Source organism: Burkholderia territorii, from assembly GCF_001718335.1.
Lineage (GTDB): Bacteria > Pseudomonadota > Gammaproteobacteria > Burkholderiales > Burkholderiaceae > Burkholderia > Burkholderia territorii.
Window position 1 is genome coordinate 123,329 of record NZ_CP013367.1, and the last position, 25,671, is coordinate 148,999.

Annotated in this window: 21 protein-coding genes; 9 read left to right on the forward strand and 12 right to left on the reverse strand. The window is 67.3% G+C overall.

Annotated features, from left to right (window positions below):
• Positions 1-26: 26 nt before the first annotated feature.
• From WS51_RS26730 to fdhD, 4 genes are all read right to left on the reverse strand, one after another.
• Positions 27-590 (reverse strand): molybdenum cofactor biosynthesis protein MoaE, encoded by a 564-nt coding sequence (locus tag WS51_RS26730; protein ID WP_059452284.1) that lies wholly within the window; start codon positions 588-590, stop codon positions 27-29.
• Positions 591-636: 46 nt separating this feature from the next.
• A complete protein-coding gene (gene moaA / locus WS51_RS26735) occupies positions 637-1,740 on the reverse strand; it encodes a GTP 3',8-cyclase MoaA (protein WP_069230352.1) in 1,104 nt (367 codons plus the stop codon).
• Positions 1,741-1,942: 202 nt separating this feature from the next.
• Complete coding sequence (locus WS51_RS26740) at positions 1,943-3,157, reverse strand: molybdopterin molybdotransferase MoeA (protein ID WP_069230085.1); 1,215 nt, start codon at positions 3,155-3,157, stop codon at positions 1,943-1,945.
• On the reverse strand, positions 3,154-4,026 hold the full coding sequence (fdhD, locus tag WS51_RS26745) for a formate dehydrogenase accessory sulfurtransferase FdhD (RefSeq protein ID WP_069230086.1): 873 nt from the start codon (positions 4,024-4,026) through the stop codon (positions 3,154-3,156). Before fdhD ends, WS51_RS26740 begins: the two co-directional genes overlap by 4 nt.
• 398 nt (positions 4,027-4,424) lie before the next feature.
• Between fdhD and WS51_RS26750 the strand changes: the two genes are divergently transcribed.
• The 4 genes from WS51_RS26750 to WS51_RS26765 all read left to right on the forward strand — a co-directional run bounded on the left by WS51_RS26750 (position 4,425) and on the right by WS51_RS26765 (position 8,432).
• Positions 4,425-5,825 carry a cytochrome ubiquinol oxidase subunit I gene (locus WS51_RS26750; protein ID WP_069230087.1) on the forward strand — a complete coding sequence of 467 codons (1,401 nt, stop codon included), beginning with the start codon at positions 4,425-4,427 and terminating at the stop codon, positions 5,823-5,825.
• Positions 5,826-5,828: 3 nt separating this feature from the next.
• Positions 5,829-6,836 carry a cytochrome d ubiquinol oxidase subunit II gene (cydB, locus tag WS51_RS26755; protein WP_069230088.1) on the forward strand — a complete coding sequence of 336 codons (1,008 nt, stop codon included), beginning with the start codon at positions 5,829-5,831 and terminating at the stop codon, positions 6,834-6,836.
• 169 nt (positions 6,837-7,005) lie between these two features.
• Positions 7,006-7,926, forward strand: coding sequence for a bestrophin family protein (locus WS51_RS26760; RefSeq protein ID WP_069230089.1), 921 nt, complete (start codon positions 7,006-7,008; stop codon positions 7,924-7,926).
• Between the two features lie 92 nt (positions 7,927-8,018).
• Positions 8,019-8,432, forward strand: a complete 414-nt coding sequence (locus WS51_RS26765; protein ID WP_059452290.1) for a VOC family protein — start codon at positions 8,019-8,021, stop codon at positions 8,430-8,432.
• Positions 8,433-8,549: 117 nt separating this feature from the next.
• On the opposite strand, the gene trpS is transcribed toward WS51_RS26765, so the two are convergent.
• On the reverse strand, positions 8,550-9,563 hold the full coding sequence (trpS, locus tag WS51_RS26770) for a tryptophan--tRNA ligase (protein WP_069230090.1): 1,014 nt from the start codon (positions 9,561-9,563) through the stop codon (positions 8,550-8,552).
• A 206-nt stretch (positions 9,564-9,769) separates the two neighbouring features.
• On the reverse strand, positions 9,770-9,925 hold the full coding sequence (locus WS51_RS32655) for a hypothetical protein (protein ID WP_167358010.1): 156 nt from the start codon (positions 9,923-9,925) through the stop codon (positions 9,770-9,772).
• A gap of 690 nt (positions 9,926-10,615) precedes the next feature.
• Here WS51_RS32655 and WS51_RS26775 point away from each other — a divergent pair.
• From WS51_RS26775 to argE, 4 genes are all read left to right on the forward strand, one after another.
• Complete coding sequence (locus tag WS51_RS26775) at positions 10,616-11,962, forward strand: flavin-containing monooxygenase (protein ID WP_069230091.1); 1,347 nt, start codon at positions 10,616-10,618, stop codon at positions 11,960-11,962.
• 138 nt (positions 11,963-12,100) lie between these two features.
• Positions 12,101-12,550, forward strand: coding sequence for a RidA family protein (locus tag WS51_RS26780; RefSeq protein ID WP_059452293.1), 450 nt, complete (start codon positions 12,101-12,103; stop codon positions 12,548-12,550).
• Complete coding sequence (locus tag WS51_RS26785) at positions 12,547-13,224, forward strand: DUF1028 domain-containing protein (protein ID WP_069230092.1); 678 nt, start codon at positions 12,547-12,549, stop codon at positions 13,222-13,224. The genes WS51_RS26780 and WS51_RS26785 overlap by 4 nt, the downstream gene beginning before the upstream one ends.
• Positions 13,217-14,386, forward strand: coding sequence for an acetylornithine deacetylase (gene argE, locus WS51_RS26790; RefSeq protein WP_059452295.1), 1,170 nt, complete (start codon positions 13,217-13,219; stop codon positions 14,384-14,386). The genes WS51_RS26785 and argE overlap by 8 nt, the downstream gene beginning before the upstream one ends.
• A gap of 60 nt (positions 14,387-14,446) precedes the next feature.
• Here the strand turns inward: argE and WS51_RS26795 are convergent, their stop codons facing one another.
• Entirely contained in the window at positions 14,447-15,370 is a 924-nt protein-coding gene (locus WS51_RS26795) for a LysR substrate-binding domain-containing protein (protein WP_059452498.1), read from the reverse strand.
• 389 nt (positions 15,371-15,759) lie between these two features.
• Here WS51_RS26795 and WS51_RS26800 point away from each other — a divergent pair, with 389 nt between their 5' ends.
• Positions 15,760-17,181 carry a purine-cytosine permease family protein gene (locus tag WS51_RS26800; RefSeq protein ID WP_059869063.1) on the forward strand — a complete coding sequence of 474 codons (1,422 nt, stop codon included), beginning with the start codon at positions 15,760-15,762 and terminating at the stop codon, positions 17,179-17,181.
• 102 nt (positions 17,182-17,283) lie between these two features.
• On the opposite strand, the gene WS51_RS26805 is transcribed toward WS51_RS26800, so the two are convergent.
• The 5 genes from WS51_RS26805 to WS51_RS26825 form a co-directional block, all read right to left on the reverse strand.
• Positions 17,284-19,563, reverse strand: a complete 2,280-nt coding sequence (locus WS51_RS26805; protein ID WP_059795211.1) for an FdhF/YdeP family oxidoreductase — start codon at positions 19,561-19,563, stop codon at positions 17,284-17,286.
• A gap of 123 nt (positions 19,564-19,686) precedes the next feature.
• On the reverse strand, positions 19,687-22,518 hold the full coding sequence (locus WS51_RS26810) for an ATP-dependent Clp protease ATP-binding subunit (protein ID WP_069230093.1): 2,832 nt from the start codon (positions 22,516-22,518) through the stop codon (positions 19,687-19,689).
• 605 nt (positions 22,519-23,123) lie between these two features.
• Positions 23,124-23,393 (reverse strand): hypothetical protein, encoded by a 270-nt coding sequence (locus WS51_RS26815; RefSeq protein ID WP_059505202.1) that lies wholly within the window; start codon positions 23,391-23,393, stop codon positions 23,124-23,126.
• A gap of 97 nt (positions 23,394-23,490) precedes the next feature.
• Entirely contained in the window at positions 23,491-24,306 is an 816-nt protein-coding gene (locus WS51_RS26820) for a family 1 encapsulin nanocompartment shell protein (RefSeq protein ID WP_059452300.1), read from the reverse strand.
• Positions 24,299-25,372 carry a Dyp-type peroxidase gene (locus tag WS51_RS26825; protein WP_060339210.1) on the reverse strand — a complete coding sequence of 358 codons (1,074 nt, stop codon included), beginning with the start codon at positions 25,370-25,372 and terminating at the stop codon, positions 24,299-24,301. Before WS51_RS26825 ends, WS51_RS26820 begins: the two co-directional genes overlap by 8 nt.
• Positions 25,373-25,671: the final 299 nt, after the last annotated feature.

Genomic DNA, 25,671 nt, shown 5'->3' on the forward strand with positions numbered 1-25,671 from the left:
AATCGGAATGGCGCGGGATGACGCGTTCATCCCCAGCGATGCATCGCCTGATCGTCATGCGCCTTCGGCTCGACCCAGCCGGCCACGCCGTCGTGCCGGATCTCCTTCTTCCAGAACGGCGCATGCGTCTTCAGGAAATCCATGATGAATTCGCACGCGTCGAACGCGGCCGCGCGATGCGCGGCGGCCACCACGACGATCACGACCGCGTGGCCGAGCGGGATGCGCCCGACGCGATGCACGATCCTGGCCGCCTCGAGCCGCCAGCGTGCGCCGGCTTCCTCGACGATGCTCCACAGTGCTTGCTCGGTCATCGTCGGATAGTGCTCGACTTCCAGCGCGATCACGTCGTCGACGTCGCCTTCGTTTCGAACGACGCCGACGAAATTCACGACCGCGCCGACATTCGGATTGCGAACGATCGGAGCGATCTCCGCACCCGCGTCGATTGCCGTGTACTGCACGCGCACCTCGAAGCCGGCTGCGATCGCCGGTGGCGGCTCGGCATGCGCGTCGGCGGGTCCGCAATGTCCGCCGTCATGTGACGGCGCGTCGGATGAAGCGGCACGGGATTCGGTGAAACGAGTCATGACGGTTCTCCAGTAGGCGGTGCGCTCCGCTTCGCGCGGCTGCCCGTCAGCCGCCGACGAGCGACATGCGCACGGTCGGATAGGTCTTGCCGGACGGCCGCGCCGCAAGCGTGGCCCGTCGTTCGGAATAGCGGTCGTCGCGCCGTGTCCATCTCGTGCGTACGGCATCGGCGAGGCGGTCGATCGATGCGGCGTCGTCGAGCCACGGCCGCAAGTCGGTGCCCTGCGTCGCGAACAGGCACGTATAGAGCCGGCCGTCGGCGGACACGCGGGCGCGCGAGCACGTGCCGCAGAACGGATGCGACACGCTCGCGATGAAGCCGACCTCGCCCGCGCCGTCGATGTGCCGGCAGCGGATCGCGGTGGCGTCGTGTCCCGGTTCGCCGACCAGCACGAGCGGATAGCGCGCATCGATGAGCTCGCGCATCCTTGCGGCCGGCACGACCTTGTCGCCGGACCATGCGCTGGCGCCGCCGACGTCCATGTATTCGATGAAGCGCACGGTCACGCCGCTATGACGAAAGTGGCGCACGAGCGGCAGGATCTGGTCGTCGTTCGCACCGCGCTCGATCACGGCGTTGACCTTCACGGGGGCGAGGCCGGCCGCCTGCGCGGCCTCGATGCCGGCCAGCACGCGCGCCACCGGCACGTCGGTGTCGGTCATCCGGCGGAACACGGTGTCGTCGAGCGCGTCGAGACTCACGGTTACGCGCGACAAGCCCGCGTCGCGCAATGTGCGTGCCTTGGCGGCGAGCAACGAACCGTTGGTCGTCAGCGCGATTTCGACGGGCTTGCCGCCGACCGTCGTCAGTATCGCGAGCCGTTCGATCAGCGCTTCGAGGTTGCGGCGCAGCAGCGGCTCGCCGCCGGTGAGGCGGATCTTTTCGACGCCGAGCGAGACGAACGCGCGCGCGATCTTCTCCAGTTGCGCGAACGACAGCCGCTCGGACGACGGCATGAATGCATAGTCGGGGCCGAACGTGTCGCGCGGCATGCAGTAGCCGCAGCGGAAATTGCACTGGTCGATGACGGACAGCCGCAGATCGCGCAACGGCCGCGCGAGCGTGTCGAGCGGGCGGGAGAGGGCGCCGGTTGCGGCGGCCGCCGGCGCGGAAGTGATGGCATTCACGATGGGTTCGTCTGCCTGCAGGAAGTGAACGGAACGGCGTCGCCGGCCGGCCGAGCGTATGCGGATATGTCGGCGCACCGGCCGTGACGAGCCTCATCGCGAGGATAGTCCGCCGGATTCCGTCGGCAGAGACACAATCGCGGCCGAAATGCAGGAATACAGTTCGTCATCCTGCATGCGCGAAAGGCGGGCATGACGAGCAGGTGCATGCTTTCATTTGCGCTCATGCGAGCCAGTGCGCGAAGTCGTAATACGGCACGGCATCGCCGCGTGCGATGCGCCGGCCTGCCGGCAGCCGCGCGAGCCCGCTCGCGTGCACGAGCGATTGCAGCATGCCGGCGCCTTGCTGGCGCAGCGTGTCGAGGACGGGCGCGCCGTTGGCGTCGATGGTGCGGCGCACGCGCACGAAGCGTTCGCGCTGCGCGTCCGGCTCGACGTCGATGTCGATCGGCAGCGACGGCACGGCCGGAAGGCAATCGTCTCGCCCCTGCAAACGGCGGATCAGCGGTGCGACGAACAGTGCGAACGCGATCATCGCCGCGCCCGGATTGCCGGGCAGCAACACGACGGGCCGTTCGTCGAGCCGCGCGAGCGCGACGGGTTTGCCCGGTTTCATCCGCACGCCCGACACCTCGAACGATGCGCCCAGCGCGGTCAGTGCCGGGCGCAGCAGATCCTTGTCGCCGACGGACGCACCGCCGACGCAGACGACCAGATCGCAGCGCGCGGCCATTTCGCGCAGTGCCGCACCGACGGCGCCCGGCGTGTCGGCGGCGTGTTCGGCCGCGGCGACACAGGCACCGGTTCCCGATACGAGGGCCGCGAGCATCGGCGCGTTGCTGTTGTAGATCTGCTGGGGCATACGCGGTTCGCCGCACGGGACGAGCTCGTCGCCGGTCGTCAGGATCCCGATCCGCAACGGCGGCCGCACATCGATGCGCGCGCAACCCTGGGCGGCGGCGACGCCGACGTGCATCGCGCCGAGCCGCACGCCGGCCGGCATCAGCAGGTCGCCCGCGCGCACTTCCTCGCCGCGGCGGCGGATATGCGACCCGCTGCGCGGCGATGCGTCGAACGTGACGAGACCGCGCACCTCGCGCGCGTGCTCCTGCATCACGACGGTGTCGGCGCCCGGCGGAATCAGGCTGCCGGTGAAGATCCGCGCTGCCGTGCGCGGTGCCAGCGGCGACGGCACGTCGCCCGCGTAGCAGTGCTGCGCGACGCGCAGCGGCTCGCCGTATTCGAGGTCGGCGTGGCAGATTGCATAGCCGTCCATCGCGCTCTGGTCGGCGGGCGGCTGGTCGAGCACGGCGATGAGCGGTGCGGCGAGCACGTGGCCGGCCGCCTGCGCGACCGGCATGGAAAGGGCCGCATGCGACGGCGCGAACGCGCCGGCGAACTGCCGTTGGGCGGTATCGAAATCGGTCAGGAGTTTCATCGAGCGGTGAGCGCATGCGATTGCGCAAGCGTTGGTTCGGGTAGCGGGAGCGGATCGGGCGACACGTATTCGACGACGCCGTCGTTGCGGCAGAAGCCGAGCAACCGCACGCCGGCTTCGCGTGCGACGTCGATCGCGAGCGACGTCGGCGCCGAGATCGTCGCGATCATCGGCATGCCGACGCGTGCGGCCTTGCGCACGAGCTCGTAGCTCGCGCGGCTCGACAGGAACACGAAGCCCGCGGCGAGGTCGGCGCGGCGCCGCGCGAGCCGGCCGATCAGCTTGTCGAGCGCATTGTGGCGGCCGACGTCCTCGAAGACTTCCAGCACGGCGCCGTCGCGATCGCACCAGGCGGCCGCATGGATGCCGCCGGTCGCATGCATCAGCGGCTGCCGCGCCGGCAACGCGCGGGCGGCGCGCGCGACGGCGTCGGTGCCGATGCCGGCCGCCGCACCGGCGGACGCGATGCGCGGCGGATGCAGGTCGAGCTGCGCGATGCTTTCGATTCCGCAGACGCCGCAGCCGGTGCGGCCGGCCAGCGCGCGGCGATGCGCCTTCATCGTCATGAACGCCTGCTGCGACACCGTGAGCCGCACTTCGGCGCTGCCGGGCCGGCATTCGCTTTCGATGTCGAAGACGTCCGACGCGCGCTCGACGATGCCTTCGCTCAGCGCGAAGCCGAGGCCGAACGCGTCGAGGTCGATCGGCGTCGCCATCATGACCGAGTGCGCGATGCCGTTGAACACGAGTGCAACCGGCGTTTCGTCGACGACGCGATCGACGGTGTCCCGCGCTTCGCCGGCACGATGACGCGTCACGCGACACGCGCGGCTGCCGGACGGGGCGTCGGGGCGGTCGCTGGGCTGCATGCGTATTTCTCCTTGGGGGATCGGCCGGCGCGTGTCACGCGACGGGAACGGATTCTGCGAGGGCGGTGTTGCGCTGGTTCGCCACGGGAAGTCACGAACCGATGGTACGGGCGTTCGGTGGCGCCGCGGATGTACAGCGCCGCCATGCGGAAAGCAGTACAGCTGCGGGCTGCGTGGGCGTTGAACGGTTTTTCCGTACACACATCTCCGGCCCCGCGGAAAGCACAGTTTCAACGCACGTTTGCGCGATTGCGAGTATCGTCGCAAACGCGATATCGTCATTCACGCTTCGTTGCCGTGCACCGCGATCCGTCCATGTCCGCACGTGCCGCCGCGAAGCCGTCGCGCGATTTCCTGCTTCGAGCTGACGTCCTCACAACCACGAGCAAATTACGGTCATGGAAATCTTCGATGCGTTCCATCTTGCCCGATTGCAATTCGCGTTCACGGTGTCGTTCCACATCGTGTTTCCGGCGATCAGCATCGGCATGGCGAGCTTCCTGGCAGTGCTGGAATGGCGCTATCTCGTCACCGCCGATGCCGCGTACAAATCCATGTTCCAGTTCTGGTCGAAGATCTTCGCGATCGGCTTCGGGATGGGGGTCGTCTCCGGCGTCGTGATGGCGTACGAGTTCGGCACGAACTGGTCGGGCTTCTCGCGCGTCGCCGGCAACATCACCGGCCCGCTGCTCACTTACGAAGTCCTGACGGCCTTCTTCCTCGAAGCCGGTTTTCTCGGCGTGATGCTGTTCGGCTGGCAGCGCGTCAGCCCGCGTGCGCATTTCTTCGCGACGCTGATGGTCGCGGTCGGCACGCTGATCTCGACGTTCTGGATCCTCGCATCGAACAGCTTCATGCAGACGCCGCAGGGCTACAAGATCGAAAATGGCCTCGTCGTGCCGGTCGACTGGTTCAAGGTCGTCTTCAACCCATCGTTCCCGTTTCGCCTCGCGCACATGACGATCGCCGCGTTCATCGTCGCGGGCTTCATCGTGGCCGCGTGCGGTGCGTGGCACCTGCTGAAGGGGCGCCGCGACGAGCCGGTGAAGCGCAGCTTCTCGATGGCGCTGTGGATGCTGCTGCTGCTCGCACCGATCCAGATCCTCGTCGGCGACGCGCACGGGCTGAACACGCGTGAATACCAGCCGGCGAAGATCGCGGCGATCGAGGGGCTGTGGGAAACCGAGAAGGGCGGCACCGCGCTGAACCTCGTCGGCCTGCCGGACATGCAGGCCGAGACGACGCGCTATGCGATCCAGGTGCCGCACCTCGGCAGCCTGATCCTCACGCACAGCTGGAATGGCGAGATTCGCGGGTTGAAGGAATTCCCGGCGCAGGATCGCCCGTATTCGCCGATCATCTTCTGGACGTTCCGGATCATGGCCGGCCTCGGGATGCTGATGCTGCTTACCGCGCTGCTCGGCCTGCTGCTGAGAAAGGGCGGGCGCCTGTATGAAACGCGTTGGTTCCAGTGGTTCGTCGTGTGCATGGGACCGTCGGGCATCGTCGCGCTGCTCGCCGGCTGGATCACGACCGAGGTCGGGCGGCAACCGTGGACTGTATACGGCGTGCTGCGCACCGTCGATTCGGTCGCGCCGCTCAGCGCGCAGCAGGTCGGCGTATCGCTGCTGATCTTCGTGGTCGTGTATTTCCTGGTGTTCGGAACGGGTATCTACTACATGATGAAGCTGATGAAGCGGGGGCCGGCCGCGCACGCCGGATACATCGAGCTGCACCGGCATCCGGGGCTGCGCAAGAGCGCGCTGTCCACGCCGCTGAACGTCACCGAGGCGGAGTAAGCCATGCACATCGATCTTCCTGTCGTGTGGGCCGCGATCATCGGCCTCGGCGTGTTCCTCTACGTGATGCTCGACGGCTTCGATCTCGGCATCGGCCTGCTGTTTCCGTTCTTCGACGCGAAGGCCGAACGCGAAGTCATGCTCAATACCGTCGCGCCGGTATGGGACGGCAACGAGACCTTTCTCGTGCTCGGCGGAGCGGGCCTGTACGGCGCGTTTCCGGTCGTCTACTCGACGCTGCTGCCGGCGAACTACCTGCCGCTGATCCTGATGGTGGTCGGACTGATCTTTCGCGGCGCCGCGTTCGAATTGCGTTCGAAGGCGAACCGCACGCAGCACCTGTGGGATCTCGCGTTCATCGGGGGCTCCGCGCTGGCCGCGTTCTGCCAGGGGATCACGCTCGGTTCGCTGCTGCAGGGCATCCGGATCGTGAACAACCAGTTCGCGGGCGGGCCGTTCGACTGGCTGTCGCCGTTCAGCCTGTTCTGCGGGATCGGCGTGCTCGTCACCTATGCGACGCTTGGCTGCGGCTGGCTGATCCTGAAGGTCGACGGCGAGCTGCAGCGCAAGATGCGCATGCTGATGAAGCCGCTTGCGGGCGTGCTGCTCGCGGTCATGGGCGTGGTCAGCCTGTGGACCGTGATCGGGCTGCCGGCCGTCGCGCATCGCTGGTTCGGCAGCGGCAACCTCGGCTGGTTCCTGCCGGTGCCGATCCTCGTCGTCGCCTGCGTGTGGGGCATTTTCCATACGGTGAAGCGCGAGCACGAGGCGACGCCGTTCCTGCTGACGCTCGCGCTCGTGTTCCTCGGCTACACCGGGCTCGTGATCAGCATCTGGCCGAATATCGTGCCGCCGTCGCTGACGATCTGGGATGCATCGTCGAGCCATTCGAGCCAGCTGTTCGCGCTGGTCGGCACCGTGATCGTGTTGCCGATCATCCTCGTGTACAACGCGATGCAGTACCGCGTGTTCCGCGGCAAGGTGCGCGAGGGCGACGCCGGCTATCATTGACCGCCACGCCGGGCGACGGGCCGGCGCGCGCGTATCATCACGCGCGCACGCCGCGAATGGCGTCGCGCGGCCTCGTATCGAGCCGACAGCGGCCCGCCATGCGCGGGCCGTTGCACGTCGGGCGGCAGCGATCCGCATCCCATATTTCATCGGCAGTCGGGACAACACCATGATCGTCAGACCACGACAAAACTGGCTCAGGATGCTGTTCGTATGGAACGGCTCCGTGCTGCAGTCGATCATTCCGCAACTCGTGTTCATGGCGATCGTCAGCACGCTGGCGGTCTTCACGAACGGGCGCATCTTCGGCGAGAAGATTCCGCTGAACACCGCGCCGTTCACGCTGTTCGGGCTCGCACTCGCGATCTTCCTCGCATTTCGCAACAACGCGAGCTTCGAGCGCTTCAAGGAGGCACGGCTTCTGTGGGGCAACCTGCTGATCTCGGCGCGCACCGTCACGTCGCAGCTGCGGCGCTACCTGCCCGACAGCGTGAGCGACGCCGAGCGCAACCGGCTCGCGGATCTGCTGATCGCGTTCACGTATGCGCTGAAACATCAGTTGCGGCATACCGATCCGGCGCAGGATCTGGAGCGCATCCTCGGCGCCGAGCGCGCGGCCGCGTTCGCGCACAAGTGCTATCAGCCCGTCGCGATTCTCGATGATCTGCGCGGAGCGATCGTGCGTGCGCTGGGCCGCACGCCCGGCAGCGAAGCGGCGTGCTGGATGTTCGATGCGCAACTGGCCGAGCTGGGCAAGGCGGTGGGTGGCTGCGAGCGCATCCTGACGACACCGATCCCGTTCTCGTACAGCGTGCTGCTGCATCGCACGGTCTATGCATACTGCGTGCTGCTGCCGTTCGGTCTCGTCGATTCGACGGAATTCTTCACGCCGCTGATTTGCGTGTTCATCTCGTACACGCTGATCGCGCTCGAAGCGATCGCGAACGAAGTGGCCGAGCCGTTCGGTCTTGCGCCGAATGCGCTCGCGCTCGATGCGATGGCGCGTACGATCGAGCGCTCGGTGCTGGAACTCGGGGATCGGCCGATGCCGGAGGAGTTCGTGCCGGCGTCGACCTATCAGATCACGTAGCGACGGGGGCGGTAGTGTGGTCGTCGGTAAGGTTGCTCGGCCGGACCGGGGCGGGTTGTGTAGACTCGTGCTCGTTCAATGGAGCCAACACCATGCAACTGCTTGACCACGTGTCCATCGGCGTTCCGGATATCGATCGGGCCCGCCCTTTCTACGACGGTGTCATGGCCGCGCTGGGCGCGACCCGGGTTTATGACCGCGGCACCGCGCTCGGTTACGGCGAACGTTGCAATGCCGACGACACCGCGTCCACCTTCCTGGCGATTTATCTGGATCCCGCCGAAGTCGGGGAGAGCAAGCGGCACTGGTGTTTCAAGGCCGCTTCTCGCGCGCAGGTGCATGCGTTTTTCGAGGCAGCGCTGTCGGCCGGCGGGCGACCCGATGGCGACCCCGGCTTGAGGCCGCAGTATCACGCAGACTACTACGCCGCCTTCGTCATCGACCCGGCCGGCAACCGGATCGAGGCCGTATGCCACGCTGCGCCGTCGGCACACGAGCGGCCGTGACGGCAGGCTTCGCCGGCTGACTGCCGGCGGCACGGCGTTGTGCCGCCGGATAGCACGCAAGCGCGACGCAGGCATGCCGTCGCGCGGCGCCGCCCGCTTGCGTTTATCGCGTGCGCGTCAATCGAAGTACGTCAGACCCATCGCGCCTTTCACCTCGGCCAGCGTCGCCCCCGCCACCTCTCGCGCATGCATCGTGCCGCGCTTGAGGATCGCCATCACCTCCGCCTTGTCCGCCTCGAATTCGCGACGACGCGCACGAATCGGCTCGATCAGCGCCTGCAGCCGCTCGTTCAGCACGCGCTTCACGACGCTGTCGCCGAGGCCGCCACGGCGATAGCGCGCCTTCAATTCGTCGACTTTCTGCACGTCGGGTTCGAACGCGTCGAGGAACGTGAACACGACGTTGCCTTCGACCTGGCCGGGATCGCTCACGCGCAGGTGGTTCGGATCGGTGTACATGTTCTTCACGGCCTGCGCGATCTCGTCGGGCGTCGAGCCGAGCGTGATCGCGTTGCCGAGCGACTTGCTCATCTTCGCCTTGCCGTCGATGCCGGGCAGCCGCGTGACCGCCGACAGCACGGCCTCGCATTCGACCAGCACCGGCTTGTCGACCGTCGCGTTGAAGCGGCGCACGAGTTCGTTGGTCTGCTCGATCATCGGCAACTGATCGTCGCCGACCGGCACGTGCGTCGCCTTGAACGCGGTGATGTCGGCCGCCTGGCTCACGGGATAGGTCAGGAACCCGGCCGGGATGTCGCGTTCGAAGCCGCGCAGGCGAATCTCTTCCTTGATGGTCGGATTGCGCTCGAGGCGCGCGACCGTCACGAGGTTGAGCAGGTATTGCGACAGCTCGGCCAACTCGGGCACTTGCGACTGGACGACGATCGTCGAGATGGCCGGATCGATGCCGACAGCCAGGTAGTCGAGCGCGACCTCGATCACGTTTTCGGTGACACGCTGGCGGCGGCCCATGTTGTCGGTCAGCGCCTGCGTGTCGGCGAGCAGCAGGAACTGCGTTGCCTCGTGCTGCATCTGCACGCGCGCGCGCAGCGAGCCGATGTAATGGCCGAGATGGAGCGGGCCGGTCGTGCGGTCGCCGGTGAGGATGGTCGGTCGGGTCGGGTGCGTCATGGTGTGGATGGGCTCCGGGTTATCGAAGCCGCCAGCCATGACGTGAGCGCAGAAACGACAATGCCGCCATGGCTGGCGGCATCACGTTCGGGACATGCAAACAGAGACGGGCCGCCTGGGTCAGGCGCGCCACCAGTGGTGCAGGATCGGCGAGGCAGGTTGGGTTTGCATGGCGCGAGTATAGCGCAGCGGCGTCGAGCCGTGCGTCAGCGCACGACCGATTCCAGCGCGAGGCGCGCGACTTCGGCTGACGGCCATAGCAGGTACAGCAGGGCGGCCATCAGCAGCAGCGCGCAGACGCGCATCACCGGCGTGCGGTCGATCTCGTTCAGGGTGCGAATGTGCTGCTTCAGTTTCTTCATGATTGCAGGCGCAATGTGCGCCACTTCAACGGTTGCTGCAACGGGGCCGGGCGGGCGCCGGGATGCTGCTGGATTCAGCGAGAGGCGGCTGGGCCGGGATCCGGCGCAGCCTGCGATTCACGCGCAAGGATCGAAAAAGGGAACGATCGATCGGCCTGAGCACGCATCGCGCAGGCCCAGGCGACGCGTATCGTATCAGTTCGAGTGCGCGCACATGGTCAAGAATTGTCCGGGAAACACTCGAGCGGCCAGCCCCAGCATTTGCAGGCGCGTTCCCCGATCAGCGCCAAATCGGCGCGACGACGGCGGCAGTCGGGCTATGGACGAAAGCCGCCGAGCGCGAACGTTGGAACGCGATGTTCGATCCGGCGAATGCGTGCGCTCAAGGCGAAGCCGTCGATCCTGCTTCCGAGCATGCCGTTCAGGTTACCGAAGAGCGGACGCACCGGGCATTCCGACGCCCTGCGATCCGACGGGGAAGTATTACGTCAGCGGCGAGTGCCGAGTCGCCCGCGCCCGGCGAGGCGCCGTATGCCCGGACCGCTAGCCACCCCCGCCCCCCAGCTTTTTTCTCGTCAACAACCACAAAAAACATCATTTCGCCCACGCTGACCTGTCAGCAGAATGTCTCCATTCCTCCTCGCGCGACGACACCCGCATCGCAGCGAGCCGCACTTCAAGGAGACAGCCGTGGCAGTGGAAACAACCTCAATCGATACGCTGGTCGTCGGGGCCGGTCAGGCCGGCGTGGCCATGAGCGAGCACCTGGGCAAGCTCGGCGTGCCGCATCTCGTGCTGGAGCGCGACCGCATCGCCGAGCGCTGGCGCACCGGGCGCTGGGATTCGCTGGTCGCGAACGGCCCCGCGTGGCACGACCGTTTTCCGGGGCTCGAATTCGACGGCCTCGATCCCGATGCGTTCGCATCGAAGGACCAGGTCGCCGACTACTTCGAAGCCTATGCGCGCAAGTTCAACGCGCCGATCCGCACCGGCGTCGAAGTGAAGAACGTCGTGCGCAACACGGGCAAGCCGGGCTTCATCGTCGACACTTCGGACGGCACGATCGAGGCAACTCGCGTGGTCGTCGCAACGGGCCCGTTCCAGCGCCCGGTCATCCCGCCGATCGCGCCGGACGACGCCGGCCTCGTGCAAATCCACTCGGCCGATTATCGCAACCCTGCGCAATTGCCGGACGGTGCGGTGCTGGTGGTCGGTGCCGGTTCGTCGGGCGTGCAGATCGCCGACGAGCTGCTGCGCGCGGGCCGGCAGGTCTACCTGTCGGTCGGCCCGCATGACCGCCCGCCGCGCGCGTATCGGGGCCGCGACTTCTGCTGGTGGCTCGGCGTGCTCGGCGAATGGGACAAGGAAGTCGCGACGCCCGGACGCGAACACGTGACGATCGCGGTGAGCGGTGCGCGCGGCGGTCACACGGTCGATTTCCGCGCACTCGCGCACCAGGGCGTGACGCTCGTCGGGTTGACGAAGTCGTTCGACGGGGGCGTCGCCGTGTTCGAACCCGATCTCGCCGTCAATCTCGCACGCGGCGACGAGAACTACCTCTCTCTGCTCGACGCGGCCGACGCGTATGCGATCCGCAACGGCCTCGACCTGCCCGAAGAACCCGAAGCGCGCCGCATCCTGCCGGATCCCGATTGCGTCACGCGGCCGATCCTCACGCTCGACCTGGCCGCCTCAGGCGTCACGTCGATCGTCTGGGCGACGGGCTATGCGGTCGACTACGGCTGGCTGAACGTCGACGCGTTCGGCGCGAACGGCAAGCCGCAGCATCAACGCGGCGTGTCGAAGGAGCCGGGCATCTATTTCCTCGGGCTGCCGTGGCTGTCGCGACGCGGCTCCAGCTTCATCTGGGGCGTGTGGCACGACGCGAAACACATCGCCGACCACATCGTCACACAGCGCAAGTACCTCGACTATCACAACGCGTCGCAGCGCCGGCTTCAAACGCGCACCGGGCACGGCGACGCATCGCGCCCGGAGCCGGCGGATGCCCGTCCGCTCGTCGATGCGATCGACTGACGCGCGTTCGCGTCACGATCCGCGCCACGCGCGAAACCCGGACGCGATGATCCGGCTAACCCGCTACAACCTGAACCGGCCCGCGCCGCGACTGCTCGCGGTGCGGCCGGCGAACACACCGACGATCGAAGGACCTCGATGAGCCAGCCTACCCATACCCGTATCCGCATGTTCAACACGAAGGATACCTACCCGAACCAGACGCTCGACAACGACCTGTGCCAGGCCGTGCGCGCCGGCAATACCGTCTATGTGCGCGGCCAGGTCGGCACCGATTTCGACGGCAACCTGATCGGCCTCGGCGATGCGCGTGCGCAGGCCGAGCAGGCGATGAAGAACGTGAAGCAGCTGCTGGAGGAAGCCGGCAGCGACATCACGCACATCGTGAAGACGACGACCTACCTGATCGACCCGCGCTATCGCGAGCCCGTGTACCAGGAAGTCGGCAAGTGGCTGAAAGGCGTCTATCCGATTTCGACCGGGCTCGTCGTCTCGGCGCTCGGCCAGCCGCAGTGGCTGATGGAAATCGACGTGATCGCGGTGATCCCGGACAACTGGCAGCCGAATCGCGCACCGGAGGCGAGATGACTTTCTCCATCGTCGGGCGCTGCCCGGAAACGGGGCAGCTCGGGATCGCGATCAGCTCGTCGAGCATCGCGGTGGGCGCGCGCTGCCCGTGGGTGCGCGCGGGCGTCGGAGCGGTCGCGACGCAGAACGTCACGCTGCCGGCGCTCGGTCCGCAGATCCTCGATCTGATCGAGCACCGGCAGCTCGCGCCGGCCGCCGCGCTCGACCGCGCGCTCAGCGCGAACGGCTGGAGCCAGTACCGGCAGGTCACGGTGATCGACGGGCAGGGGCAGACCGCGTGCTTCACCGGCAAGGAAGCGCTTGGCACGCACCGCGCGGTGCAGGGCGAGCAATGCGTGGCGGCCGGCAACCTGCTGGCCGCGCCGGGCGTGATCGACGCGATGGTACGTGCGTTCGAGCAGGCGCCCGGGCTGCTGGCCGACCGGCTGCTCGCCGCGATGCACGCTGCGATCGCGGCGGGCGGCGAGGCCGGGCCGGTGCATTCGGCCGCGCTGCAGGTGGCGGGCGACGTGACCTGGCCGATCGTCGACCTGCGCGTCGACTGGGCCGACGCCGATCCGATCGGGCAACTGGATGCGCTGTGGCACGCGTATCGCCCGCAGATGCAGGATTACCAGACACGTGCGCTGAACCCGACCGCCGCGCCGAGCTACGGAGTGCCGGGCGATGAGTGACATGTCGAGCCGCGCATTGCTCGAACGGTTGATCGGTTTCGCGACGGTCAGCCGCGATTCGAATCTCGCGATGATCGAATTCATCCGCGATTACCTCGACGGACACGGCGTCGCGAGCGAGCTGTTCTACAACGCGGAGCGCACGAAGGCGAGCCTGTACGCGACGATCGGGCCGCGCGATCGCGGCGGCATCGCGCTGTCGGGCCATACCGACGTGGTGCCGGTCGACGGTCAGGCATGGACGGTCGAGCCGTTCCGGCTGACCGAGCGCGACGGCCGGCTGTACGGACGCGGCACGGCCGACATGAAGGGCTTCATCGCGTCGGTGCTCGCGGCCGTGCCGGCGTTCGTCGCGCGGCCGTTGAGCGTGCCGGTGCATCTCGCGCTTTCGTATGACGAGGAAGTCGGCTGTCTCGGCGTGCGGCCGATGCTCGATGCGCTGGCCGCCCGCGAGCATCGCCCGCGCCTGTGCCTGATCGGCGAGCCGACCGGGTTGAAGCCGGTGCTCGGGCACAAGGGCAAGCTCGCGATGCGCTGTCACGTGAAGGGGGCCGCGTGTCACTCGGCGTACGCGCCGCTGGGCGTCAACGCGATCGACTACGCGGCGAAGCTGATCGGCCGGCTCGGCGAGATCGGCGCGGCGCTCGCGCGGCCCGAGCATCGCGACAGCCGCTTCGATCCGCCGTTCTCGACCGTGCAGGCCGGGCTGATCAAGGGCGGCCGCGCGCTGAACATCGTGCCGGCCGAATGCGAATTCGATTTCGAGGTGCGGGCGCTGCCGGCATTCGACGCGCACGACGTACCGAGAAAGCTGCAGGATTATGCGGAATCCGAACTGCTGCCGAAGATGCGGGCGGTGCAGCCCGATACCGATATCCGTCTGCAGCCGCTCGGCGCGTATCCGGGGCTCGCGACGCCGCCGGACAGTGAAGCCGCGCGACTGCTCGCGATGCTGAGTGGCTCCGACGCATTCGGCACGGTGGCGTTCGGCACCGAGGGCGGGCTGTTCGGGCAGGCCGGTATTCCGACCGTCGTGTGCGGCCCGGGCAGCATGGACCAGGGGCACAAGCCCGACGAGTTCGTCACGCTCGACCAGCTGCACGGGTGCGACGCGATGCTGGGCCGTCTTGCGACTTACCTCGCTTCGGCCGGTCGATCCTGATCCGGCCGCGCGGACGCAAACCGCACGGGGCCGCTTTGCGGCGCGTGCGCAGCGGCGTGGCTATCGCGCCGATTCCGCGACGATCTGCGCAAGCCGCTCGCGGCAGAACTCGACGAACGACTGCGCCTGCTTCGTGAGCTGCCCGCGCTTGAGCCGTGCACTCACCAACCCGGACGGAGTCACCGTTTCGCTCAGGGCGATCGTCACGACGCGCCGGCCGTCGTACGTGTATTCGGAGTGCGGCCGCGTGACGAGCAGCGAGAAGCCGAACCCCTGACCGACCATCCCGCGCACCATCTCGATCGAAGGCGAAGCGAACACGATGTTCGGCGTCAGCCCGAGCTCGTGAAACAGGCTGACGAAGTAGGTGCGGCTCGGCAGCACGTCGAGCAGGATCATCGGCTCGACGCTGAGATCGCGCAGCGATACGTGCGACTGGTCCGCGAACCGGTGGTTCTCCGGCAGCAGCACGTACGGCTGTTGCGCCGGCATCAGCGGCTCGGTCTCGATCGTGCCGTCGAGATCGTGGTCGTACAGGAACGCGAGATCGAAGGTGCCGGCCGTCAGGCCCTGCACGAGTTCCTGCTGGTCGCCGTCGCGCAGCCGGATGTTGACACCCGGAAAGCGCTCCCGAAAGCCCGCGATCAACTGCGGCAGATAGAGCGGCGCGACGGTCTCGAAACAGCCGATGTCGATCTGCCCCGTGATCACGTCGTTGTCGGCGAGCGCGTTCTGTTCGAACTCGTGCGCGATGCGCAGCAGTTCCTGCGCCTTTCGGTAAAAACGCGTGCCGGAAGGCGTCAGCGACACGCCCTGCGCATGATGACGGATGAACAGCTTCACGCCGAAGCTTTCCTCGAGCCCCTTGATCGCGCTGGAGATCGACGGCTGCGCGATGAAGAGCTGGCGCGACGCCTCGGCGACGCTGCCCGATTCCACGGTCGTCACGAAATATTTCAGTTGCCGCAAAGTGTAGTGAGCCACGAGCACCTCTGATACCCGGCCCCGGGCGCATGCCGGCCCGGGGCGCGTTCTGTCCATTGTTTCGCGTAGCACCTTACCGGAAGAAGTGCCGCGCAGAAATTGCCGCTGCAGAGCTTTTTCGTATGTCTCGGAAATATTTTTAGTATTTTCCGGTCGCCGCATGCGTGGCGCACCATCGTCTCCAATCCGGATCGCGACAAAAGCGCGCATGCGCCGGCGGGAAAGCATCCGTCCCCGCACGCGTCGTGTGTCTGCGTGTCGGTCGACGACGTCGCGCGCATGCACGGCGAACTCGCCAGCGCATCCGGACCCGATTGCAGGCGCGCGCACCTTCGCGCGCCGGCTGAAACGGCACGCGCGCATCGGCGCGCACGACAGGAGACTTCGCCATGACGACCGCGGACCGCAACGCGTCCCCCATGATAGAGAAACACACGATCGGCTATGTGCCGCCCGCAGAACGCCACGGCAAGGTGCGCGACCTGTTCACGCTCTGGTTCGGCGGCAACATCGCGCCGCTGCCGATCGTGACCGGCGCGCTCGGCGTGCAGCTCTTTCACCTGAACCTGATGTGGGCGATCGTCGCGATCGTGGTCGGCCAGGCGGTCGGCGGCGTGCTGATGGCGCTGCATTCGGCGCAGGGGCCGCAGATGGGCATCCCGCAGATGATCCAGAGCCGTGCGCAGTTCGGCTCGTGGGGCGCGCTGCTGGTCACGGTGATCGCGGCGGTGATGTACGTCGGCTTCTTCGCGTCGAACATCGTGCTGGCCGGCAAGTCGGTGCACGGCATCGCGTCGTCGGTGCCGGTGCCCGTCGGCATCGTGATCGGCGCGGTGGGTTCCGGGCTGATCGGGATCGTCGGCTACCGGTTCATCCACATCCTGAACCGGATCGGTACCTGGGTGCTCGGCGCCGGCATTCTCGTCGGCTTCTGGATGATCCTGTCGCATGTGAACACGGCCGATTTCCTCACGCGCGGCGGCTTCGATTTCGCCGGCTGGCTTGCGACGGTGTCGCTGTCCGCGTTGTGGCAGATCGCGTTCGCGCCCTACGTGTCGGACTATTCGCGCTACCTGCCGGAGGACGTCGGCGTCGCGTCGACGTTCTGGGCGACCTATCTCGGCTGCACGGTCGGCTCGACGCTCGCGTTCATCTTCGGCGCAGTCGCGGTGCTCGCGGTGCCGGCCGGCGCGGACACGATGGATGCGGTCAAGCAGGCGACCGGCCCGCTCGGCCCGCTGATGCTGGTGCTGTTCCTGCTGAGCGTGATCAGCCACAACGCGCTGAACCTGTACGGCGCGGTGCTGGCGGTCATCACGTCGGTGCAGACCTTCGCGTACAAATGGATTCCGACCGCGAAGACGCGCGCGGTGGTGTCGGTGGTGATCTTCGTTGCATGCTGCTACGCGGCGATCGGCGCGTCGACGAACTTCGTCGGCAATCTCGTAGATCTCGTGCTCGCGCTGCTCGTCGTGCTGGTGCCGTGGACGGCGATCAACCTGATCGACTTCTACGTGATCCACAAGGGCAAGTACGACATCCAGTCGATCTTCATGGCGGACGGCGGCGTGTACGGCCGCTTCAATCCGCAGGCGCTGCTCGCGTATGCGATCGGGATCGTCGTGCAGATTCCGTTCATGAACACGCCGATGTATGCGGGGCCGATTCCCGCCCATCTCGGCGGCGCCGACCTGTCGTGGCTCGTCGGGCTGCTGCTGACGTCGCCGCTGTACTACTGGCTCGCGACGCGCGACAGCGCGTACCGGCGCCGGCAGACGGATGCCGGGCTGCCGTCGTCGGCGGCGCGGTAAGCCGATCAACCGGCGCGATGAAAGTGCGGCCGGGAGAAGGGGAAGCAGGGAGGCGGGCAGGTTCGCAGCATCCCGTCAGTCTCGAACCCGCCCGCCTGCGCATCATGCGAGCGCCGAACGCGCGACCCGCACCGGCACCGACTTGTACGACGGCGTGCCGCTTTCCTTGTCGATGTAGTCGAGCGGCACGAGCACGTTCGCTTCCGGGTAATACGCGCCGACCGAACCCGGCGCGATGTCGTACTCGATCGCGGTGATCTTCTCGAGGCGCAGCGTGCGGCCGGAGGCGGTGATCGTCTCGATGTCGACGAGGTCGCCGTGTTCGAGCCCGTACTTCGCGAGGTCGGCGGCGTTCATGAACAGCACGTCGCGCCGGCCGAACACGCCGCGATAGCGGTCGTCGAGCCCGTAGATCGTCGTGTTGTACTGGTCGTGGCTGCGCAGCGTGATCAGCCGCAGCACGCGCTCGGCGCCGAGCACGTCGGCGTCTTCCTTCACGCCCTTGTACACCGAGAACATCGCCTTGCCGGTCGGCGTGGGCCATACGCGCTCGGTGGGCGGCAACGGCAAGCGGAACCCGCCCGGTGTGCGAATGCGCTCGTTGAACGCCTCGAAGCCGGGCACCGTGCGATCGATCAGGTCGCGGATCCGGTCGTAGTCGGCGATCAGGTCGAGCCACGCAACCTTGCTGTCCGGCAGCGTCGCATGCGCGATCCCCGCGACGATCGCGGGCTCCGAGCGCAGCTGGTCGGACGCCGGCTTGAGCTTGCCGGCCGACGCATGAACCATCGACATCGAATCCTCGACGGTGATCGACTGGCGCCCGCTCGCCTGCATGTCGAGCTCGGTGCGGCCGAGCACGGGCAGGATGTAGGTTTCCTTCGCGACCAGCAGATGCGAGCGGTTCAGCTTCGTGCCGAGATGCACGGCGAGATCGAGCTTCGCCATCGCGGGAAACGACAGCTCGGGGTCGGGCAGCGCGACGGCGAAGTTGCCGCCGAGGCACAGCAGCGCCTTGGCCTGGCCGTCGATCATCGCCTGCATGGCCTGTACCGCATCGTGCCCGTGATGCGCGGGCGGCTTGAAGCCGCATACATCCTCGATCCGCTGCAGGAACTCGGCCGAAGGCTTTTCGGTGATGCCGACCGTGCGGTTGCCCTGCACGTTGGAGTGGCCGCGCAGCGGGCATATGCCCGCGCCGGGCTTGCCGAAGTTGCCGCGCATCAGCAGCAGGTCGGCGATCAGGCGCACGGTCGCGGTGCCCTTGTTGTGCTGCGTGACGCCCATCCCGTACGTGACGATCGTCGCGTTCGACTTCGCATAGGCGAGGGCGACCTGCTCGAGCTGTTCCTGGCTCAGGCCGCTCGCGCGTTCGATGTCGTCCCACGACGTCGCTTCGAGATCGGCCGAGAACGCATCGAAGCCCTGGGTGTGCTGCGCGATGAAGTCGCGCTCGAGCACGTTGCCTTGTTCGGCTTCGAGCTTCAGCAGCGCCTTCATGATGCCCTTCAGCGCGGCCGCGTCGCCGCCGGCGTCGACCTGGTAGTACGTCGACGCGATGCGCGTCGAGCCGAACGACGCCATCTCGATCATGTCCTGAGGATCCGCGAAGCGTTCGAGCGCGCGCTCGCGCAGCGGATTGAACACGATGATCGGCACGTTGCGGCGCGAGCACTCGTGCAGCGTGCCCATCATGCGCGGGTGGTTCGTACCGGGGTTGTGACCGATCGAGATGATCAGCTCGCAGTGGTCGAAATCCTCCAGCGACACCGTGCCCTTGCCGATCCCGATCGACTGCGGCAGCCCGACGCTCGTCGGCTCGTGGCACATGTTCGAGCAGTCCGGGAAGTTGTTGGTGCCGAGTTCGCGCGCGAAGAGCTGATACAGGAACGCGGCTTCGTTCGACGCGCGGCCCGACGTATAGAACTCGACCTGCTCGGGCGGCAGCGCGCGCAGCACCTCGCCGATGCGCGCGAATGCGTCGTCCCATTCGACCGCGCGGAACGTGTCGGTCGCGCGATCGTAGACGAGCGGGTGCGTGAGCCGGCCCATGTTCTCCAACTCGTAGTCGGACATGCGCAGCAACGACGACACCGTGTTCGCCGCGAAGAACTCGGGCGTCACGCGCTTGGTCGTCGCTTCCCACGTGACGGCCTTCGCGCCGTTCTCGCAGAACTGGAACGTCGACTTGTGCTCCTTGTCGGGCCATGCGCAGCCGGGACAGTCGAAACCGTCGGGCTGGTTGGTCCGCATCAGCACGATCGGCGCCTCGATGGTTTCCATCTGCGTGCGCACGGCCTCGGCTGTCGCGCGAAGCGCGCCCCAACCGCCGGCGGGCCCGTCGTACTTCCTGATGCCAGGCACTTCGCGTCGATTTGTCATGTGAATCTCCATGAGCCGGGCCCGCTGCGGGGTGGCTCGGGTTGCGCCGCGTCGCGGCGTGGGGCGGCTCCGTCCGGCGGACGGAGCCGGTCGTGCGGGCTCGTGCATCCGGGCCCGTCGGGATCAGCGCGCGTCCTTCTTCGTACCGGACGATTTCTTGCCGGATGCTTTCGCGGCCGGTGGCGGCGTATCGGCCTTCGCTTCGTTTTCCTTTGCTTTGGATGCTGCGTTCGCGGCCTTGCCGTTCGGTCTGGCCTTGCCGTCGGCGTTCTGTGTCGGATCCGACGATTCGGGCGGCGCCAGCTTGGTGAACTTCACTTCGTCGCTGGCCTTATCGTAGTCGACCGCGACGCGATCGCCAGACCGCAGCTTGTCCGCGAGGATTTCCTTCGCGAGCTTCGTCTCGATCATCTGCCGCACCTGGCGTTTCAGTTCGCGTGCGCCGAACTCCGGCTGGTACCCGGCTTCGGTCAGGTGCTCGACGACCGACTCGCCCATCACGAGCGCGATGTCCTGCGCGGCGGCGGTGCGTACCACACGGTCGAGCTGGATCTGCACGATCGAGCGGATGTTCTCCTTCGACAACGCGTGGAAGACGATCACCTCGTCGATCCGGTTCAGGAACTCGGGCCGGAAATGCCCCTTCAGCACCTGCATCAGCTGCTCGCGGATCGCCTTGTCGGTCTTGCGCGCGGCTTCCGGCTGCGTGAGGTTGTCCATGATGATCGCCGCGCCGAGGTTGCTGGTCGCGATGATGATCGTGTTGCTGAAGTCGACCACGCGGCCCTTGCCGTCGGTCAGGCGGCCATCGTCGAACACCTGCAGCAGCACGTTGTAGACGTCCGGATGCGCCTTCTCGATCTCGTCGAGCAGGATCACGCTGTATGGGCGGCGCCGCACGCGCTCGGTGAGCTGGCCGCCTTCGTCGTAACCGACGTAGCCGGGCGGCGCGCCGATCAGCCGCGCGGCCGCGTGCCGCTCCATGTACTCGGACATGTCGATGCGGATGATCGCCTGCTCGTCGCCGAACACGGTGTCGGCCAGCGCCTTCGCGAGCTCGGTCTTGCCGACGCCGGTCGGCCCGAGGAACAGGAACGTCGCGATCGGCCGGTGCGTCTGGCCGAGTCCGGCGCGCGAGAGCCGCACCGCGTCGCTGACGGCGACCACCGCGTCGTTCTGGCCGACCACGCGCTCGCGCAATTGCTCTTCCATCTTCAGCAGCTTCTGGCGCTCTTCCTGCGTGAGCTCGGATACCGGAATGCCGGTCAGCCGCGACACGACTTCGGCGACCGATTCGACGGTCACTTCGAGCGTTTCGGAGCCGGTCTTGCGCTGCCACGCTTCCATCCTTTCGTCGAGCGACTTCTGCTTCTCGCTGATCTGCTCCTCGAACTGCTTCGCTTCGTCGAAGCGCTTGCGCGATGTCGCGTAGTCCTGTTCGCGCTTCAGTTGGGCAATCTGTGCCTCGCCTTCCTGGATGTCGACGGGGCGCGACGTCGCGCCGATCCGCACGCGCGCGGCGGCCTGGTCGATCAGGTCGATCGCCTTGTCGGGGAGGAAGCGCGCCGTGATGTAGCGGTCGGCGAATTCCGCGGCTGCCACGAACGCGTCGTCGGCGAACGTGACCTGGTGGTGCGCCTCGAGGCTGTCGCGCAGCCCGCGCAGGATCACGATCGTCTGCTCGACGCTCGGCTCCGGCACGAACACCGGCTGGAAGCGCCGTTCGAGCGCCGCGTCCTTCTCGATGTGCTTCTGGTATTCGTTCAGCGTGGTCGCGCCGATCAGGCTCAGCTCGCCGCGCGCGAGCGCCGGCTTCAGCACGTTGGCGATGTCGAGCCCGCCTTCGCCGCCGCCCTGGCCCGCGCCGACGATCGTATGCAGCTCGTCGATGAACAGGATCAGTTCGTCGTGCTTCGCAGTCACTTCGTCGATCAGCTGCTTCGCCCGCTCCTCGAATTCCCCGCGATACTTCGCACCGGCCACCATCGAGTTGATGTTCACTTCGACGAGCCGCTTGCCGCGCAGCACTTCCGGCACGTCGCCGTTTACGATCCGCTGCGCGAGGCCTTCGACGATCGCGGTCTTGCCGACACCGGGTTCGCCGATCAGCACCGGGTTGTTCTTCTTGCGGCGCGCGAGCACCTCGATCGTGCTCTCGATTTCCTGCGCGCGGCCGAGCACCGGGTCGAGCTTGCCCTGGCGTGCGATCGCGGTCAGGTCGCGGCCGAACTTGTCGAGGTTCGGCGTGCCGGTCGGCGCGTCGACGCGGCCGTCTTCCGCACCCTTGCCGACGACCTTCACGACCTTCTGGCGCAGCGCTTCGGGCGTCACGCCGTATTTCTTCAGCAGCGTGCCGGCGATGCTGTCGGGCACCGACGCGAGACCGATCAGCAGATGCTCGGGGCCGATGTACGAGTGGCCGAGATCGCGCGACGCCTGAAATGCATACTGCACCGCCTTCTTCACGCGCGGCGAGATCGCGAGCTTGTCGAGCGACGCATCGGGGGAGGCGGTGCCGGTGTGCGCATGTTCGTCGATATACGACCGGATGTCCTGCGGCGACAGCTTCAGTTCCTTCAGCAACGCGGCGCACACGTCGGTGTCCGCGAGCGCGTAGAGCAGGTGTTCGGTGTCGAGTTCGCTACGACGCAGCTCGTGAGCCTTTTCCGCCGCGCGCTGCAGCAGTTCGAGCGTTTGCTCGCTGAACGCGTCGGTCGGGTCGACCGATTCGCGCGGAATCTCGGCCGCAAGCGACGGCTCGTGGCCGGACCCGCCGAACAGCGACGACGCGCCGCCGCCCAGCAGCGAGTCGAACGGATTCAGCATGCTCTGATGCCGCATCAGCTGACGGAAGTGATAGTCGCAGATCGAGATCGTCCTGCGCTCGCCGTCCTGCATCACGGTTGCGCGCGCGACGGCCGGCCGGGCGTGACAGATATCGCAAAGTGCGGGCATGGTGGTCTGGCTCCTGGCAATGAACGTGAATCGAAACGGAAGTCCCGATGCGCGACGGCGTCGGGTTTTGCCTGCCACACGACGCGACCGGCGGCGCGCGTGCCGCGCCGGTGCCTTCGCGCTGTGCGCGCCGGCACGGCGACCGGTCGCGCTCGACACCGGCAACACCGCAGCGTCGCGCAGCCCGCGGCATCACTTCGACTGCGTTCAAAATAGCGAATCGGCCCAGGGCCTCCAAGACACAGTTGCGCGCCGCCCCGGCCGCGAATTGCACCCTCACATTCGCGCATTCGGCGGACGCAAGGAGTACAGACGAGCGCGCATGCGGGCGCGGTGTCCGCGACACGCAAACGTGGCGGCGTGCGCTGCGCACGAAGAGCGGTGCGACATCGGCGCGCAGGGCGCCGGCGGGAGGCGAACGGGAGGGTGCGCGCGCGGCGTGGCGCGGCGCGCGTGTGTCGGTGCGGTTGCCCGGCATGGCGACGCGCGAGCGGGCGCCACGCCGGGCCGCTCGCGCCACGCATCCGTCGCGTGGCGCGAGGCCGTTGGCGAAGCCAGGCGGTTGCACGGCGCGGGCCGGACGGCTCGACCGTGGCGAATCGGCGTCAGTCGGAGAGCGTCATCGCAAGCCGCTGACGTGCGATCTGTTTCACATGAGTCGATAGCGCCGCATCTTGCAGGCCGTTCGCCCAGACCGAGAACGAATCCTCGATCAGGTTGCGGGTGTCGGGCGGCAGTTCGGCCAGCATCAGCGCCACCACGGTAAACAGGACGGCGGTGTCGCCGGTGTGGCGGCTCGCGTTTGCGTCGATGGACTGCTTCAGACTGTCGACCGACGCTTGCAGCGCCTGTAGTGCGTCATTCGATTCGCTCATTTCACGCTCCATGCAAGATGGTTCGGTGGCGACGAACGTGCGGCCGGCAACGCGGCCGGTGCGCGCGATGCCCGGCGGACACCGCGCGCGCGGGACGTCAGGTCGCCGCGTTGGCCTGCGGCGCCACGGCCACCGATGCCTCGCTCGTCAGCATCAGGAACGTGAACGTTTCGCGCAGGTACAGGCGAACGACCTTGTCGGTGTGGCTCGTGTAGCCGATCGACACGTCTTCGCCGAGGTGCAGTTCATAGTCGCCGCCGCGGGTGGACAGCACGCAGCCGCCGCTGATGGCCGGCGCCCAGATGATCTCGCCGCTGACGATGCGCTTGATGTGGCCGAGGACCGGATAGCCCTGGTCGCGCGCTTCGCTCAGCGCCGTGTAGGCGTCGGAGCCGAGCACGACCGAGTACGGGCCGTCGACGCCGGCGAGCCGCAGCGCTTCCAGCGCGTCGCTGATCGCGTCGGGATACGCGCCGACGTCGGCCGGCAGCGTGAGCTTGCGGTTCGACGTGCCTTCGCGGATGCCGACGATGCCCGCGGCCGGATAGCCGTCGAAGATCGCGCCGTCTTCCGCGAATGCGAGCCGTTGCGCGGCGTCCTTCGCCGGCTGCCAGTCGGCGTCGCGCGCGCCGCGCTCGACGCTGTCGATCGCATCGCGGCTCAATTCGAACGGCACCGTCAGCTCGACGATCGTGCGCACTTCGCGCAGCCGTGCGCTCACCAGCTCGCGCGGCGCGGCAACCTCGCGCAGATGCCCGGTGCCGACGGCCGACAGCGCGGGGCCGGCAGGGCCCTCGACGTCGACCACGCGGCGCCCGGCCACCGAGCGCTTGAAGGTGCGTGCCACTTCCTCCTCGATCTGTTCCCAGGCGGAGGCGGAAATCGGCGCGAGTTCGCGGTGCAGGTTATTCATGGACTTTGGCTCCTTTCAGCGATCCGATGTTCAGCGAGCCGTCACGGCGCGACTCGGGTGAGGCAGGTGCCGGCGGCGCGGCGGCAGGGGCGGCGGCCGGTGCCGCGCGATCGGCGAGCGCTTCGAGCAGGTCGGCCGACGGCACGAAGAACAGCGAGCCGGTGACCGCGCGGCTGTAGTCGAGCAGCCGGTCGTAGTTGCCGGGCGGGCGGCCGACGAACATGTTCTCGAGCATCTGTTCGATCGGCGCCGGCGAGCGTGCGTAGCCGATGAAATAGGTGCCGAATTCGCCGTAGCCGGGGCGCCCGAACGGCATGTTGTCGCGCAGGATCTTCACTTCCTTGCCGTCTTCGTCGAGCGTGGTCAGCGAGCTGTGCGAGCACGACGGTTTCACGTCCGGCGGGAGCTCGATGTCGGACAGCTTGGTGCGCCCGATGATGCGCTCCTGCGTCTCGACCGCGAGCGCGTTCCAGCCCGCCATGTCGTGCAGGTACTTCTGCACGATCACGTAGCTGCCGCCCGCGAACGCCGGGTCTTCGTCGCCGATCACCGTGAACTCGACCGCCTCGCGGCCTTCCGGGTTCTCGGTGCCGTCGACGAAGCCGATCATCGCGCGCTGGTCGAAATTGCGGAAGCCGTGCACTTCGTCGACCACCGTGACGGCATCGCCCAGCGCGCCGAGCAATTGCGTGGCGAGCTCGAAGCACAGGTCCATTGCCTCGGCGCGGATGTGCAGCAGGATGTCGCCCGGCGTCGCGACCGCAACACGCTGGCCGGCGCCGAATTCGCGGAACGGATGCAGCGACGCGGGACGCGGTTCGCCGAACAGCGCATCCCATGCGTCGGCGCCGAAGCCGCACACGCACGACAGGTTGCCGCCCGGCACACGCTTGCCGACCGAGCGCACGAGCGCGGCGATGTCGCCGCACCACGCGCGGATCGTGTCGGCGCGATCCGCGCCCGGGTTGACGGTTGCGACGAGGAAGATCGCGCTGCGCGTGATCGGGCTGTGAACGGCCTGGGAGAGCGGGGGAAGGGTTTGCATCGCGGCCTGCCGGTCAGTCATGTCGGGACGGACGGGCCGCGGATGCCGCGGCGCGCGAAGACGAACGGTTGAACTCGGTCATGCGACTGTTCTCTTTGTGACATGCGGATGAAGGACGTCGCGCGGGTATCGCGCAACGGGCCGCGGCGGCGGCCTGCCACCCAGGCGCAAGGGGGAGGCAGGCACGGTGGCCGCGCGTTCGCCCGGGCGTGAGTTCGCCGCACCGCGTAACGTCGTCGAGCATGCAATCTAGCAGCTTCGGCGGGTCTTTGGAACACGTATCGGCAATCTGTCATTCGAATGCATTGATCGTGGTCGAT

Bases quoted from the DNA above. Each gene is read 5' to 3' on its own strand.
- argE (WP_059452295.1), top strand. From the start codon at position 13,217: ATGAGTGACATGTCGAGCCGCGCATTGCTCGAACGGTTGATCGGTTTC.
- WS51_RS26740 (WP_069230085.1), bottom strand. From the start codon at position 3,157: ATGAAACTCCTGACCGATTTCGATACCGCCCAACGGCAGTTCGCCGGC.
- fdhD (WP_069230086.1), bottom strand. From the start codon at position 4,026: ATGCAGCCCAGCGACCGCCCCGACGCCCCGTCCGGCAGCCGCGCGTGT.
- cydB (WP_069230088.1), top strand. From the start codon at position 5,829: ATGCACATCGATCTTCCTGTCGTGTGGGCCGCGATCATCGGCCTCGGC.
- trpS (WP_069230090.1), bottom strand. From the start codon at position 9,563: ATGACGCACCCGACCCGACCGACCATCCTCACCGGCGACCGCACGACC.
- WS51_RS26785 (WP_069230092.1), top strand. From the start codon at position 12,547: ATGACTTTCTCCATCGTCGGGCGCTGCCCGGAAACGGGGCAGCTCGGG.
- WS51_RS26780 (WP_059452293.1), top strand. From the start codon at position 12,101: ATGAGCCAGCCTACCCATACCCGTATCCGCATGTTCAACACGAAGGAT.
- WS51_RS32655 (WP_167358010.1), bottom strand. From the start codon at position 9,925: ATGAAGAAACTGAAGCAGCACATTCGCACCCTGAACGAGATCGACCGC.
- WS51_RS26815 (WP_059505202.1), bottom strand. From the start codon at position 23,393: ATGAGCGAATCGAATGACGCACTACAGGCGCTGCAAGCGTCGGTCGAC.
- WS51_RS26810 (WP_069230093.1), bottom strand. From the start codon at position 22,518: ATGCCCGCACTTTGCGATATCTGTCACGCCCGGCCGGCCGTCGCGCGC.
- WS51_RS26805 (WP_059795211.1), bottom strand. From the start codon at position 19,563: ATGACAAATCGACGCGAAGTGCCTGGCATCAGGAAGTACGACGGGCCC.
- WS51_RS26765 (WP_059452290.1), top strand. From the start codon at position 8,019: ATGCAACTGCTTGACCACGTGTCCATCGGCGTTCCGGATATCGATCGG.
- WS51_RS26760 (WP_069230089.1), top strand. From the start codon at position 7,006: ATGATCGTCAGACCACGACAAAACTGGCTCAGGATGCTGTTCGTATGG.
- WS51_RS26820 (WP_059452300.1), bottom strand. From the start codon at position 24,306: ATGAATAACCTGCACCGCGAACTCGCGCCGATTTCCGCCTCCGCCTGG.
- WS51_RS26750 (WP_069230087.1), top strand. From the start codon at position 4,425: ATGGAAATCTTCGATGCGTTCCATCTTGCCCGATTGCAATTCGCGTTC.
- WS51_RS26730 (WP_059452284.1), bottom strand. From the start codon at position 590: ATGACTCGTTTCACCGAATCCCGTGCCGCTTCATCCGACGCGCCGTCA.
- WS51_RS26800 (WP_059869063.1), top strand. From the start codon at position 15,760: ATGACGACCGCGGACCGCAACGCGTCCCCCATGATAGAGAAACACACG.
- WS51_RS26825 (WP_060339210.1), bottom strand. From the start codon at position 25,372: ATGACTGACCGGCAGGCCGCGATGCAAACCCTTCCCCCGCTCTCCCAG.